The organism is Microbacterium longlingense (assembly GCF_058349825.2).
In genome coordinates this window covers 279433-293202 of record NZ_JBYRJA020000001.1, presented here as the reverse complement: position 1 = coordinate 293202, position 13770 = coordinate 279433, and the positions used below count along the sequence as shown (strand labels likewise).

15 protein-coding genes are annotated in these 13770 nt (G+C 70.9%); 10 read left to right on the top strand and 5 right to left on the bottom strand.

Annotated features, from left to right (window positions below; genetic code table 11):
- Positions 1-18: 18 nt before the first annotated feature.
- Positions 19-699, bottom strand: coding sequence for a winged helix-turn-helix transcriptional regulator (locus tag AC3RXY_RS01395; protein ID WP_491509088.1), 681 nt, complete (start codon positions 697-699; stop codon positions 19-21).
- Between the two features lie 138 nt (positions 700-837).
- On the opposite strand from AC3RXY_RS01395, the gene AC3RXY_RS01390 reads away from it, so the two are divergent.
- From AC3RXY_RS01390 to AC3RXY_RS01370, 5 genes are all read left to right on the top strand, one after another.
- On the top strand, positions 838-1125 hold the full coding sequence (locus AC3RXY_RS01390) for a hypothetical protein (RefSeq protein WP_491509087.1): 288 nt from the start codon (positions 838-840) through the stop codon (positions 1123-1125).
- A 257-nt stretch (positions 1126-1382) separates the two neighbouring features.
- Positions 1383-1985: a heme-binding beta-barrel domain-containing protein gene (locus AC3RXY_RS01385; RefSeq protein ID WP_491509086.1), complete on the top strand. Its 603-nt coding sequence runs from the start codon at positions 1383-1385 to the stop codon at positions 1983-1985.
- A 2-nt stretch (positions 1986-1987) separates the two neighbouring features.
- On the top strand, positions 1988-3124 hold the full coding sequence (ygfZ, locus tag AC3RXY_RS01380; protein ID WP_491509085.1) for a CAF17-like 4Fe-4S cluster assembly/insertion protein YgfZ: 1137 nt from the start codon (positions 1988-1990) through the stop codon (positions 3122-3124).
- Positions 3121-3423 carry a DUF6412 domain-containing protein gene (locus tag AC3RXY_RS01375; protein WP_491509084.1) on the top strand — a complete coding sequence of 101 codons (303 nt, stop codon included), beginning with the start codon at positions 3121-3123 and terminating at the stop codon, positions 3421-3423. The genes ygfZ and AC3RXY_RS01375 overlap by 4 nt, the downstream gene beginning before the upstream one ends.
- A 110-nt stretch (positions 3424-3533) precedes the next feature.
- Entirely contained in the window at positions 3534-4256 is a 723-nt protein-coding gene (locus AC3RXY_RS01370; RefSeq protein ID WP_491509083.1) for a YidC/Oxa1 family membrane protein insertase, read from the top strand.
- A gap of 183 nt (positions 4257-4439) precedes the next feature.
- On the opposite strand, the gene AC3RXY_RS01365 is transcribed toward AC3RXY_RS01370, so the two are convergent.
- A complete protein-coding gene (locus AC3RXY_RS01365) occupies positions 4440-5375 on the bottom strand; it encodes a hypothetical protein (RefSeq protein ID WP_491509082.1) in 936 nt (311 codons plus the stop codon).
- A 113-nt stretch (positions 5376-5488) separates the two neighbouring features.
- The gene (locus AC3RXY_RS01360; RefSeq protein WP_491509081.1) at positions 5489-6325 is read right to left on the bottom strand and encodes a class I SAM-dependent methyltransferase; all 837 of its coding nucleotides are present in this window, start codon (positions 6323-6325) and stop codon (positions 5489-5491) included.
- A gap of 154 nt (positions 6326-6479) precedes the next feature.
- Here AC3RXY_RS01360 and AC3RXY_RS01355 point away from each other — a divergent pair, with 154 nt between their 5' ends.
- Positions 6480-7232 carry a phosphoglyceromutase gene (locus AC3RXY_RS01355; protein ID WP_491509080.1) on the top strand — a complete coding sequence of 251 codons (753 nt, stop codon included), beginning with the start codon at positions 6480-6482 and terminating at the stop codon, positions 7230-7232.
- A gap of 70 nt (positions 7233-7302) precedes the next feature.
- Here the strand turns inward: AC3RXY_RS01355 and AC3RXY_RS01350 are convergent, their stop codons facing one another.
- Positions 7303-7776, bottom strand: coding sequence for a DNA modification methylase (locus AC3RXY_RS01350; RefSeq protein WP_491509079.1), 474 nt, complete (start codon positions 7774-7776; stop codon positions 7303-7305).
- A 188-nt stretch (positions 7777-7964) separates the two neighbouring features.
- On the opposite strand from AC3RXY_RS01350, the gene AC3RXY_RS01345 reads away from it, so the two are divergent.
- The 4 genes from AC3RXY_RS01345 to rlmB all read left to right on the top strand — a co-directional run bounded on the left by AC3RXY_RS01345 (position 7965) and on the right by rlmB (position 12387).
- The gene (locus AC3RXY_RS01345; RefSeq protein ID WP_491509078.1) at positions 7965-8447 is read left to right on the top strand and encodes a CarD family transcriptional regulator; all 483 of its coding nucleotides are present in this window, start codon (positions 7965-7967) and stop codon (positions 8445-8447) included.
- A gap of 216 nt (positions 8448-8663) precedes the next feature.
- The gene (ispD, locus tag AC3RXY_RS01340; RefSeq protein WP_491509077.1) at positions 8664-9851 is read left to right on the top strand and encodes a 2-C-methyl-D-erythritol 4-phosphate cytidylyltransferase; all 1188 of its coding nucleotides are present in this window, start codon (positions 8664-8666) and stop codon (positions 9849-9851) included.
- Between the two features lie 78 nt (positions 9852-9929).
- Positions 9930-11384 carry a cysteine--tRNA ligase gene (gene cysS, locus AC3RXY_RS01335; RefSeq protein ID WP_491509076.1) on the top strand — a complete coding sequence of 485 codons (1455 nt, stop codon included), beginning with the start codon at positions 9930-9932 and terminating at the stop codon, positions 11382-11384.
- Entirely contained in the window at positions 11377-12387 is a 1011-nt protein-coding gene (rlmB, locus tag AC3RXY_RS01330) for a 23S rRNA (guanosine(2251)-2'-O)-methyltransferase RlmB (protein ID WP_491509075.1), read from the top strand. The genes cysS and rlmB overlap by 8 nt, the downstream gene beginning before the upstream one ends.
- A 63-nt stretch (positions 12388-12450) precedes the next feature.
- On the opposite strand, the gene AC3RXY_RS01325 is transcribed toward rlmB, so the two are convergent.
- On the bottom strand, positions 12451-13758 hold the full coding sequence (locus tag AC3RXY_RS01325; RefSeq protein ID WP_491509074.1) for a DUF4032 domain-containing protein: 1308 nt from the start codon (positions 13756-13758) through the stop codon (positions 12451-12453).
- Positions 13759-13770: the final 12 nt, after the last annotated feature.

Below are 13770 nucleotides of genomic sequence, written 5' to 3'. Positions count from 1 at the left end.
CGGGCTCTGGCGGCGCGATCAGGACTCGTCGTCGTAGAGGTTGAACCGGTAGCCGACGTTGCGCACGGTGCCGATGATCTGCTCGTGGTCGCCGAGTTTGGCACGCAGGCGCCGCACATGGACGTCGACCGTGCGGGTGCCGCCGAAGTAGTCGTGACCCCACACCTCGCTGAGGAGCTGTTCACGCGTGAAGACGCGCGACGGGTTGGCGGCCAGGAAGTTGAGCAGCTGGAACTCCTTGTAGGTCAGGTCCAGGGGGCGTCCGTGCAGCTTGGCGGAATAAGAGCGCTCGTCGATCGTGATGCCGGAGGCGCGCACGCCGTCCTGGTCGGCGACACCGGCGCTCTTGGCCGCTTCGCGCGCGATCGCCAGGCGGATGCGCGCGTCGATCTCGGCCGGGCTGGCGGTGGGCAGGCCAACGTCATCGATCCCCCAGTCGGCGGCGACCGCGCTCATGCCGCCCTCCGTGACGACCGCGATCAGCGCCGTGCCGGGCTGCACGGTGCGCACGAGGCGGCACAGCGCGCGCGCCGAGACCAGATCGCCGCGCGCATCGACGATCACGAGATCGGCGTCGGGGAGGTCGACCAGCCGGGAGGTCTCGGCCGGCAGCGAAGCGACGCGGTGACCCAGCAGGTCCAGCGCAGGCAGAACAGCATCGGGTACCGGGTCGGAGGTCAAGACCAGCAGACGTGCCACACGGGATCCTTCCGGGCACGGACGCCGCGCCGTGCGCACCATGATAGCGAGCCCGGGCGGCTGCTCCGGACGGCCCAGAACGCGATCGCTCGCGGCTCGTGCGCAGAATCTCCTCCGCCGATGAGACACAATGGGGGCATGTCAGCCCCCGAGTCCGAGCTCGCACCGCCGCGGGCCACCGTCGGTTTCGTGACGCTGTGGGGCGCGGCGCTCGTCGCCGTCATCGCGATCGGGCTCGCCGTTCCCAGCGGCTGGCGGATGCCCTGGCTCCTCGTGGCCTTCGGCCTCGGCGTGCTGGCTTCCTTCGGCGTGCAGCTGCTCTACGGGCGCACGCAGGGGTTCATCGTGCGGGTGGCGATCGGCTGTCTCGGGTTGATGGCGATCATGGGAGTCGCGTCGCTGGCCTTCGTGATCAGCGGGCTCTGATGTGACGCCGGCGCCGGGCCGGGCGGGACCGGCGGCTCCCGAGGTCTACACCGGCGCCGGCCTCTCGTCGTGACGCGCTCGCGGCGCGAACGGGTTAGAGTGTGCGTATGGATGTCGTCGCGCTCGAACTCTTCTTCGTGGGCCTGCTGGGTCTCGCCAGCCTGGCGATCGTCTTCGTCTCGGGCGCGGTCCTGGTCAACCTGTTCCGCGGTCAGCGCTGAGCGCTCCGCGACCGCACCCCCGGAGGTTCTGAGACCGTGCAGGAACTGCCGACCGATCTCCCCGCCGACCTGGTGCCGCTGTCGTGGCTCCTCGGCGTGTGGGAGGGGACCGGCGTCATCGCGTACGTCGCCGCTGACCGCCGCTTCGAGGGCGAGTTCTTCCAGCGGGTGAGCTTCAGCCATGACGGCGGCGCTTTCCTGAACTACTCCGCGTCCGCATACCTCGTCTCGGCAGACGGTCAGGAGGGGGCTCCCCTCCTGTCGGAGACCGGTTTCTGGCGCCTGGCGCGCCCCGCATCCGATGCCGATCCCGGCCCCGCGCTCCTGCCGGCCATCGCGCCGGGCGTCGTGCGGACGGTGCACGATGTCGAAGCGCTGCGCGAGGCCTCCGGCGGATTCCCGCTGGAGGTGTCTCTCGTGCACTCCGATGGCACCCTGGAGTTCTACGTGGGGGACATCAACGGCCCGCGCGTCGACATCGCGACCGACGCCGTGATTCGTCCTCCCGGGGCGCGGGCGTACGCCGCCGCGAGTCGGCTCTACGGTCTCGTCGAGGGGCATCTGCTGTGGGCGTGGGATATCGCCGCTCTCGGGGAGAGCCTCGCATCGCACGCTTCCGCGCGCCTGGCCAAGGTCTGATCATGGGCGCCGCCCTCCGTGCGCTGCCGGGTGCGGTGCTGGACGACGCCGGCGCGCTGGTGCTGCACGTCGGCGATCCGTTCCGTGAGCAGCGTGCGCTCGCCGCAGGAACCGCGCTGGCACCCCTCGGCGACCGCCGAGTGATCGAGGTCGCGGGACCGGAACGGCTCAGCTGGCTCGACGCGATCACCTCCCAGGCGGTTCGGACGCTCGGCCCGGGGGAGAGCACCGAGCTGCTCGTCCTCGATCCGAACGGTCGTGTGGAGCATGCCGCCGCCGTCTTCGACGACGGCGGGTCGACCTGGCTCATCGTCGACGACGGTGATGCCGACGGCCTCGGAAACTGGCTGAAACGCATGGTGTTCCGTGCTCAGGTGGTCGTGACACCGCGTCCAGAGCTGGCGGTGGTCGGCTTCGTCGCCGGAGGCGCCGCCGAGCAGGCGGGCGCGGCCGCCGCGTTCGCTCCGAACGATGTGCCCGTGGTGTGGTCCGATCCGTGGGATGCGGTGACGCCCGGCGGGCACCAGTACCACGTCGGGTCGCGGCACCCGGGGGACGAGCTGCACTGGCGTCTCGCCGTGATCGATGAAGACGGCGGCGTCGCTCTCGCGCAGAGCTGGGACGGTGGCTGGGCGGGAGCGCTGGCCGCGGAGGCCCTGCGCATCGCCGCATGGCGTCCGCGCTGGTCGCGGGAGGTCGACGAGCGGTCGATCCCGCACGAGACCGACTGGCTGCGCAGCGCCGTGCACCTGAACAAGGGGTGCTACCGCGGGCAGGAGACGGTCGCGAAGGTGCACAACCTCGGCCACCCGCCGCGTCGTCTGGCCGCGCTTCTGCTCGACGGCAGCCAGAACGTGCTGCCGTCCCCCGGCGATGTCGTCTTCGCCGGTGACGACGAAGTCGGGCACGTCACCTCCGCGGCGCAGCACTACGAGGACGGGCCGGTCGCGCTGGCCATCCTGTCGCGTCGGGCGCCCGTGAGTGAGCTGACCGTGCGTGCGGGCGATGTCGACGTCGCCGCAGCGCAGGAGGTCATCGTGCCGGCGGATGCCGGTGCCACCGCTGATCTTCCGCGGATCACCCGTCTGTCGCGGCGGAAGACCGCGCAGGATCCGCGCAGCACGGGAACGACCGCATGATCGCGACGCTGCGGGCACTGGTCCGCCTGCTGCTGGCGGGTTTCGGTTTGCTCGTCGTGCTCGAGGTCGCCGGCCTCAGCGCTTCCGGCGCCGGTCTCCTCGGCGTCGCGGTGGCGATCGCCGTACTGTCTGTGCTGGCGCTCGCGCTGCTCACAGCGCGCTCGCTCTCGTCGTCCGCGGAGCTGCCCTGCCATCCGAGCCGGGGCATCGGACGCTCTGTCCTCCTTCCCCAGAGCGATCCGGATGCCGCGGGACACCCGCGTCCCCGGGCTCCGGGAGCTGCGGCGATCGCCGCGTAGCGCCGACCGACCCGCCCCCGGCACCGGGGCATCCTTTCGCGTCCCCGCATGCGGCTGACCACCGCATCCGCGCGCCTTCTGCGCGCACCAGGACACGAACGGACTCATCCTTGGACCTCTTCTCCCTGCCCCTCATCGCGCCCGTCTTCGACGGCGCCTACCGTGCGCTCCTCGCCCTGAGCGAGGCGCTCGAGCCCCTTGCCGGCGGTGCGTCGGCCGCGACGGCGATCGCCCTGGTCACACTGCTGTTGCGCGCGGCACTCATCCCCGTCGGCGTCTCGCAGGCCAAGGCGGAGCAGATGCGCTCGCGACTCGCGCCGCGCCTGGCCGAGCTGCAGAGACGTCACGGCTCCGACCGGGAACGGTTGCAGCGCGAGACGATGAAGCTCTACGCCGACGAGGGAGCCTCGCCCCTGGCCGGGTGCCTCCCGGTGCTCGTCCAGGCCCCGTTCGTCGGCATCATCTACGCGGTGTTCCTGCACACCTCGGTGGCGGGGCACCCGAATCTCCTGCTCGATGAGCGGCTGCTCGGCGTGCCCCTGGGGATGCGCGCGACGGCGTCACTCGGGTCGCCGGAGGCGATGCTGGTCTTCGGCGCGCTCATCGCGGTGATCGTGCTGGTGGCGGAGCTGTCTCGGCGGGCGTTCCGGCCTGCGGAACTGCCCCAGCTGCCGGGCCTGGGGGGAGCGATGTCGGCGCTGCACTACATCACAGCGGTGGTGGCACTGTTCCTGCCGCTCGCCGCGGTGCTCTACCTCGTGATCACGGTCGCCTGGACCCTGGTGCAGCGTCTGGTGCTCCGGCGCCGCTTTCCCCCGGCGACCGATCGTTGAGCCGGCCCGCGGGCACCTGCTCGCGGGGCGACCAGCGCTGAAGCTAACTCAGGAAGAATCGGCGCCCAGGCTACGCCAACCCCCGGTTCGGGGTCTCCGCGCCTGATTTCTCCTGAGTTAGCGTTCGCCTCGGCGAGCGACGGATGTTCCTGAGCGTGCATCAGCACCTCTCGGCGCGAGCTCCTACTGGGTCGGCGTGGTCTCCTGGTTCTCCTGATCCGCGGACAGCGGATGGTGAGGAGAACAGCCCGTGCCTGCGATGATCGTCGCAGAGATCAGCCCCGGCCCCGCGGTGACCGCCGCAGCGACGAGGCCGGTCCCGGCGAGGATCGCTCCGGGGATCGCGTGCCGGAGCAGCGCGATGTCGCAGAGCGCGATGTCGAAGTCGTTCGTGCAGGGTGCGTTGGCAGCGTCCATGCTCGCGAGGGCGAAGGCGAAGACTGCGATCGACCCGGCGAGCCCGATGCCGGCGCCCCAGAGGACGAACGCTCTCACGCGCATACGTATCTCCCGTTCGGCTTGAAAGCGGTCAGCGTCCCGCTCGTCTTGATCTCGGTCTTCATGCCGTTGGCTCCCGCGTTGGGAACGCCGTACCGTCACCGTCGTACCGTGCGCACCTGATAGGTCGTCTTCGTCGCTCCCGCGTAGAGCGTGACGGTGCCGGGGCCCTTCTGGACTCCGCACGTCGCCGTGATCGAGTAGCCTGCTCCGTTGGTGACGCCGATCGATGCGGAGACCACGGCGTACGAGACGTTGAGGCACTTCCACTTCGGTATCGTGCCGTGCCGTGCCGTGCCGTGCCGTGCCGTGCCGTGCCGTGCCGTGCCGTTGGATGTTGATGACCTCCTTCGTCGTGCCGTCGACGTCGAGCTGGAGCCCCTCCGACGCGTCCCAGGGGACGGTGATGTCGAGTTCGTGCACCTCGGCGGTCATGTCCGCGTCGGTCTCGACCGTGTCGGCGACGGCCGACACATCCACCTCGGGGGCGGCCTGGATCGCCTCGATCGCCTCCTCCGTCTTGTTCTCGGTCGTATCGGCGAACGCCGGCATGGCGCCCAGCGTCAGCGCCACGACGCTGCCGGCAGCGAGCGCGCTCAGACAGGTGATTCTTCTCCGCATGGTCTCCCCGGAGGATGATTCGTCACCGGGTACTAGCACCCACCTCGGCTGACGCTAACACCGGAGCACGCCCCGGGCAACGATGTATGCGCGGGCAGGGGAATGCGGTCGCCTCAGCGCGGCGCCACCGCGCTCCACGGCACGGTGAGCTCGCCCAGGCGCCAGCGCCGGGGCCCGTCGAGCACCGGCCAGCCGCGGTCGCGCAGCGCGGCGACGGCGGCGAGGAAGCGCTGTCTCGGGCCGAACGGCGACAGCGGGGCCGCGTGGTCCCACTCGCGGTCGAGGTCGCCGAGCAGGTCGTGCACGCGCTCGCCCGGGATGTTGCGATGGATGAGCGCCTTCGGAAGCCGCTCGGCCACGATGCTCGGGTGCTCGTGACCGCCCGCGCCGAAGGAGGCCAGGCGCAGCGAGATCGTGAAGCGGCGGGGCCCGGCGTCCGCCCCCACCTCGACCCAGCTGGCGATGCGGCCGATCTCGTCGCACGTGCCCTCGAACAGCAATCCGGCGGGGGCGAGGCGCGCGGCCATCGTCGCCCATGCGTCGGGCACGGCCTCCTCGGGGTACTGGCGCAGCACGTTCATCGCGCGGATGACCGCGGCCCGGCTCCGGCCGGGGAGGGGAACCTCGAACCCGCCGCGGTCGAACGACACCCGCAGATCGGCGGGGAAGGACGTCCGGCCGGCACGCACGTCGGCCAGCTGCGCCCGAGCCAGGGCCACGCGGGCGGGGTCGAGCTCGAGACCGAGCACGCGGGCGTCCGGTCGCACCCGGCGCAGCCGGTCGGCGAGCTCGAACGCGGTGACCCCGCTCGCCCCGTAACCGAGGTCGACCACGAGCGGGTCGTGCGCCGTGCGGAGCGCCGCGGATGCCGCGATCGCGCGGTCGTTGCGTCGCAGCCGGTTGGTGCCGGTCGTCCCGCGGGTGGGGTGCCCGACCGGAGATGACGCCATGGGTCAATCCTGCCGCATCCCCCATCCCGTCGCCCGATCTGCGGGCGATGTCCCGATCCGCGGACCGACGGGCCGATAATGCCCGCGGATCGGGACGATGAACGAGGAACGGGCGAACGAGGAACGGGCGCGCGCAACGCAATAGGCTGGGCGCATGACTGCGACCCGAACCCTGATCCTGCTGCGCCACGGGCAGAGCGAGTGGAACCGCCTGAACCTCTTTACCGGCTGGGTGGACGTGCGTCTCACCGAGCAGGGCAAGGAGGAGGCCCGGCGCGGCGGCGAGCTGCTGGCGGAGGCCGGCATCCTGCCCGACGTGCTGCACACCTCGCTCCTCAGCCGCGCCATCCAGACCGCGAACATCGCCCTCGACGCCGCCGACCGGCTGTGGATCCCCGTGTCGCGCAGCTGGCGCCTCAATGAGCGGCACTACGGCGCCCTGCAGGGCAAGGACAAGGCCCAGACGCTCGAGGAGTTCGGCGAGGAGCAGTTCATGACCTGGCGCCGCTCCTTCGACACCCCGCCGCCGCCCCTTCCCGACGACAGCGAGTTCAGCCAGGCGAACGACCCGCGCTACGCCGGGATCGACGACGAGATGCCGCGCACGGAGTCGCTGAGCCTCGTGATCGACCGCATGCTGCCCTACTGGGAGAACGCCATCGTTCCCGACCTCGAGGCGGGCAAGACCGTGCTCGTCGCCGCGCACGGCAACTCCCTGCGCGCGCTGGTGAAGCACCTCGACGGCATCAGCGACGCCGACATCGCCGAGCTCAACATCCCCACCGGCATCCCGCTGGTCTACGAGCTGGACGAGAACAACGTCCCCATCGGCCCCGGCCGCTACCTCGACCCGGAGGCCGCTGCCGCCGGTGCGGCGGCCGTGGCTGCCCAGGGCAAGCAGCACTGACGCGACACCGTCCCGGATGACGAAGAGGGCCCCGCCGATCGGCGGGGCCCTCTTCGTCAAGAAGGGAGGGTCAGACCTCTGGCACCTCCGGCACCAGGTCGGCATACTCGGGCAGCGTGCCGTCGAGGACGGGCACCTGCACGGCCACGCCCTCGCTGTCGCCGGACTGGAAGTAGACCTCGATGGTCGCGCCCGGCTTCGCGCCGAGGTTCTCGATGAGAATCGGCTCGTCCGTGCCGCCGAAGCTCAGGCCCTCGCCGCCGGGGACGAGGATCTGGATGATCTCGTCGCTGACGGCGACGTTGACGGTGGCGTTCTGCGGAGACTCGTTGACGAAGCCCGCGACGAGGTTGCCGGCCTGGCCGTCCTCGGTCGCGATGATCAGGACGTTGCGGGCGACGATGGGGCCGTCGTCCGAGATGTTCACGCCGTCGGAGGGTGCGTACTCGATCGTGGTCGCCTGCGGGGCGATCATGTTGCAGCCGGTGCTCCCCAGCAGCACCGCTGCACTGATGACGACGGCTGCGACGATGCGGGATTTCACGGGTCCTCCTCGGTTCGGGCCTGGCGATCCTTCCCATTCTATGGGTTTGCCGAGTCTTCCCGTGTGCGCGGGGGCGGCGGCCGGGCGCAGGGGGACGGCGTGGTGCTGTGGATCGGGGCAGTGCTCGGCAGACCTTAGCGCAAGAGGCCCTGTGGTATCCTAGAACTTGCCGAAGGGATGCAAGATCTATGCTTTTTGAGGTTGGCGAGACGGTCGTTTACCCGCACCACGGAGCTGCGACGATCATTGAGGTCAAAGATCGCGTGATCAAGGGAGAGACGAAGAAGTATCTGAAGCTCAACGTCACCCAGGGCGATCTGATCATCGAGGTGCCCGCAGAGAACGTCGACCTCGTCGGCGTTCGCGACGTGATCGGCAAGGAGGGGCTCGAGCAGGTCTTCGAGGTGCTCCGGGCGCCGTTCACCGAGGAGCCCACCAACTGGTCGCGCCGGTACAAGGCGAACCTGGAGAAGCTCGCGTCGGGTGATGTCATCAAGGTGAGCGAGGTCGTGCGCGATCTCTGGCGCCGTGACCAGGACCGCGGTCTGTCGGCGGGAGAGAAGCGGATGCTCGCCAAGGCCCGCCAGATCCTCACCTCCGAGCTCGCGCTCGCGGAGAAGGTCGACGAGGAGAAGGCCGGCACCCTGCTGGACGAGGTCCTCGCCTCCTGAGTTTCCCGAAGGGGCGGATGCTGCGGCATCCGCCCCTTCGGCGTCCCCGGGCCGCTCTCCGTCGTGCGGGGTGCGCCCGATCTGCGGGCTTTGTCCCGATCTCCGTCATGATTCCTGCCGACAGCCCGCAGAATGGAGCAAAGCCCGCAGATCGGGCGCACCCCGCACGGGCGACACGGTCGGGGTTCCCGAGCGCGGCGGCGGTAGCGTGGGGGCGTGAGCACCATCCCCGTTCCCGACACCGCGATCGTCGTCGTCGCCGCCGGATCCGGCACGCGCCTGGGGGCCGGCGCGCCGAAGGCGTTCGTGGGCATCGACGCGCGCTCGATCCTCCGCCACGCGCTCGACGGCGTGTTCGCTGCGCGACCGATGCAGGTCGTGATCGTCGCCCCGGCCGGTCATGAGGGGGAGGCCGAGAGCGAGGCGCTGGCCGCCGCGGGCGACCGCGCCGATCTCGTCACGGTGACCACGGGCGGGGCCACCCGGCAGGAGTCGGTCGCCGCGGGTCTCGACGCGCTCTGGGGAGATGTGCGCACCGTGCTCGTGCACGACGCGGCGCGCGCCTTGACGCCGCCGGAGCAGATCAATGCGGTGGCGGATGCCGTCACGCGTGCGGAGGGCGTCATCCCGGCGCTCCCGGTGGTGAACACGCTGAAACGCGTCGCGGGATCTCAGGTCGTCGCAGCGGTCGACCGCGCCGATCTCGCCGCGGCGCAGACTCCGCAGGGGTTCCCACGCGGACCGCTGGAGTCCGCCTATGCCCTGGCCACGTCTGAGGGCGTCGACTACACCGACGACGCCGCACTGTTCGCCGCGGCCGGGCACCCGGTGCAGCACATTCCCGGCTCCGCGCGGGCGTTCAAGATCACCACTCCGGCGGACCTCGCCCGTGCGCGGCAGCTGCTCGCCGCGTCGGATCCGGCCGCAGGCCTGCCCCGGGTCGGTATCGGCACCGATGTCCATGCCTTCGCCGCAGACGGGCCGCTCTGGCTCGCCGGGCTCTCCTGGCCCGGTGAACCGGCGCTCTCCGGCCACTCCGACGGCGACGCCGTCGCCCACGCGATCGTCGACGCGCTGCTCGCCGCCGCCGGCCTCGGCGACATCGGCCAGCATTTCGGCACGGACCATCCCGAGTACGCCGACGCCCATGCCGAGGTCTTCCTGGGCAGGACACGCGATCTGCTCGCGACGGCCGGGTTCGGGATCGGCAACGTGGCTGTGCAGTTCCAGGGCAACCGCCCGCGGTTCTCCGCGCGGCGGGCCGAAGCGGAGGCCGCGCTGTCGGCGGCCCTGGGGGGCGCGCCCGTCGCGGTGTCGGCGACCACGACGGACGGCCTGGGGTTTCCCGGCCGCGGCGAGGGCGTCGCGGTGACCGCCGTCGCCCTGGTCTTTCCCCGGCTCTAGCCGGGTCCCCGGTCGGAGCCGGGCGGTTCTTGCACCGATCATCCGGCGTGGAATCGAGGCCGCCGGTAGGCTGTACCAGTGACTCTTCGGCTCTACGACACCCGCGCCCAGCAGCTGCGCGACTTCGTGCCCGTCGACCCAGGAAACGTCACGATGTACGTGTGCGGTCCGACGGTGCAGTCCGGCCCCCATATCGGCCACGTGCGTGCGGCGCTCAGCTTCGACATCCTGCGGCGCTGGCTCGCGAACCGGTTCGGGCGAGTGACCTTCGTGCGCAACGTCACCGACATCGACGACAAGGTGCTCGCGGGGGCGACGGACGAGGAACCCTGGTGGGCGCTCGCGTACCGCATGGAGCAGGAGTTCTCCGCCGCATATGCAGCGGTCGGCATCCTGCCGCCGACCTATGAGCCGCGCGCGACCGCGTCGATCCCGCAGATGCAGGATCTCATCGCCCTGCTGATCGAGCGCGGGCACGCCTATGCGGCAGAGGACGGCTCTGGCGACGTGTACTTCGACGTGCGTTCGTGGGACTCCTACGGTGCGCTGACCCATCAGTCGGTCGACGCGATGGAGGCCGCGGAGGACGCGGATCCGCGCGGCAAGCACAGCCCGCAGGACTTCGCGCTGTGGAAGGGCGCCAAGCCGGATGAGCCCGCGGACGCCGTGTGGGCTTCGCCGTGGGGCGCCGGTCGCCCCGGCTGGCACATCGAGTGCTCCGCGATGTCGCGTCGGTACCTCGGGCCGGAGTTCGACATCCACGGAGGCGGGCTCGACCTGCGCTTCCCGCACCACGAGAACGAGCTGGCCCAGTCGGCGGCCGCGGGTGATGCCTTCGCCCGCTACTGGGTGCACAACGGCCTGGTCACCGTGGGCGGACAGAAGATGTCGAAGTCGCTCGGCAATGTCGTCCTCGCCGCTGATCTGCTCGCACGCCGTGATCCGATCGTCGTGCGCTATGCGCTCGCGGCCGCGCACTATCGTTCGAGTCTCGACGTCTCGGCCAAGTCGCTCGACGAGGCCGAGGCCGCGCTCGACCGGATCCGCACCTTCCTCGCACGTGCCGAGCGCGCGGCCGAGCGCACGGCGGTCGGCCGCGCGGCGCTCGGCGCACGGGGGGATCAGTCCGCCGATGTCGAGTACATCCCTCTGATCCCTGCGGACTTCGCGCGGGCGATGGACGATGATCTCGGCGTGCCGCAGGCGCTCGCCGTCGTCCACGAGCGGGTGAGGCAGGGCAACCAGGCCCTGGACGTCGGCGACGCCGGGGGCGCTGATCGCGCCCGGATCGAGGTGCGGGCCATGACGGGCGTGCTCGGCATCGACCCCACGGATGCGACGGGGCGCACCGCGGCCGCAGACCCGGCGGCGGCCGCGCTCGACGCGCTCGTGCAGACGATGATCACCCAGCGCGCTCAGGCGCGCGCAGACAAGGACTGGCCGGGGGCGGACCGCATCCGCGATGCGATCGCCGCCGCCGGCATCACCCTGGAGGACACTCCGGACGGAACCCATTGGAGCATTGATGGCTAAGCCAGGCCGCCCCGGCGCGGGCAACAGCAAGAAGAAGGGCCCGCAGAAGGGCACCGGCGGTCACAGCCGTAAGGCCCTGGAGGGCCGCGGGCCGACCCCGAAGGCGGAAGATCGTGCGTGGCACGTCGCCGGCAAGCGGAAGGCTGCTCAGGAGCGCTACGCGGCCGCGGGCGGCAAGGGCAAACCGAGCGGGCAGCGCTCGCCGCAGGGGTCCAACCCCAACCGCGCGACCCGCCAGGGCAAGGCGACGGACGACACTGAGTTCGTCACCGGTCGTAACTCGGTGCTCGAGGCACTGCGTGCGAAGATTCCGGCGACCGCGCTCTACATCGCCCAGCGCGTGGAGATGGACGACCGCATCAAGGAGACCCTGTCGATCGCGACGCATCGCGAGCTGCCCGTGCTGGAGGTCACCCGTCAGGAGCTCGACCGGATGGCCGGCTTCGACGGTGTGCACCAGGGCATCGCGATCAAGGTCCCGCCGTATCAGTACGCCCACCCGCAGGATCTCCTCGAGCAGGCGTCGGAGCAGGGCTTGCCGCTGCTCGTCGCCCTCGATGGTGTGACGGATCCGCGCAACCTCGGCGCGATCATCCGCTCGACAGCCGCGTTCGGTGGTCAGGGCATCATCCTGCCGCAGCGCCGGTCCGCGAGCGTCAACTCCGCCGCATGGAAGACCAGTGCGGGAGCTGCTGCCCGGGTGCCGGTGGCGCTCGCGGCGAACCTCACCACCACGCTCAAGGAGTTCAAGAAGCAGGGCGTGTTCGTGCTCGGCCTGGACGGCGGCGGCGATGTGTCGCTGCCGGCTCTCGAGCTCGCAGACCGGCCGCTGGTGATCGTCGTGGGCTCCGAGGGCAAGGGGCTGTCGCGCCTGGTGACCGAGACGTGCGACCAGGTCGTGTCGATCCCGATCTCCGCGTCGACCGAGTCGCTCAACGCCGGCATCGCGGCATCCGTCGCGCTGTACCAGGTCTCGACGCTGCGGGCGGCCGCGGAGGGGTGACCGCGGGGCGCCCCGCCGGCTGACGGCCTCTCCCGAGCGGCGTCACAGGAGAGGCCGACGGCCTCACACCAGGTCGCGCCAGTCGACGTCGGGCTCGCCGTCGGCGTCTGCGTCGATCGCACCGGTGATCACCGGGAGCGACATCGTCTCCGTCGTGGGGGCCGTGAGCGTGGCCTCGTCGCGACGGTGGCGCAGCACGTCGTTGATGTATGAGGTGAGCACCTCGGCGAGCGGCACGGAGCGCCCCTGCGCCTGCGACAGGTACCAGCGGTGCTCGAGCACCTGGTGGAACACCTCGGCGGGCTCCAGCTTGCCGCTGAGCTCCGGGGGAACCGCGCGCACCACCGGCTCGAACACGCGGGTCAGCCACTCGTGGGCGTACATCTCCTCGTCCGGCCAGGTGCGCGCCGAGCGGGCGCGGTACTCGTCGAGGTCGTTCAGCAGCCGTCTGGCCTGGTTCTCTTCGACATCCAGGCCGGTCAGGCGCATGAGCCGGCGCTGGTGGTGACCCGCGTCGACCACCTTCGGCTGGATCTCCACCCTGGTGCCGTCTGCGGTGGCCTCGATCGACATCTCACCGATGTCGAATCCCAGAGCGTTGAGCCGTTCCACCCGCTCGGTGAGGTGCCACGCCTCGGCGGCCGCGAAGGACTCCTGCGCGGTCAGCTCTGCCCACAGCGAGCGATAGGACTCCACGACGCTGTCCGCGATCGCCACGGCGTCCATGCCGTGCTCGAGCCGGCCGCCGGCGTCGAGGTCCATGATCTCGCCGGCGATGTTGACGCGCGCGACATCGAGATCGTGCTCGCGCTGCCCGTCGCTCAGGCCGCCCTCGTGCAGCTCCCCCGTCTCGGCATCGACGAGGTAGGCGGCGAACGCCCCGGCGTCACGGCGGAACAGCGTGTTCGACAGCGACACGTCGCCCCAGAAGAACCCCACGTTGTGCAGCCGCACCAGGAGCACCGCGAGTGCATCGGTCAGGCGGGTGGCGGTGTCGGGACGCAGTACGCGCGTGAACAGCGCGCGATAGGGGAGCGAGAAGCGCAGGTGCTCGGTGACGAGGACAGCGGGCAGGGGGCGTCCGGCATCGTCGCGGCGCCCGTCGATCACCGCGATGCGCTCGACGCTGGGCACGTCGAGGCGGTCGAGGTTGCCGAGCATGTCGTACTCGCGACGGGCGATCGCCCCGGTGGTCTCCTTCACCGCGATGACCCGGCCGGAGAGATCGGCGAACCGCACGAGGTGGCGGGAGATGCCCTTGGGCAGGGAGACGATCGCGCTCGATGGCCACGACTCCAGCGGCCGTGACCACGGCAGGGCCAGCAGGCTCGGGTCGACGCGGCTCGTCGTGATCGTCAGGGCCTCTGGCATCCGTCCTCCTCG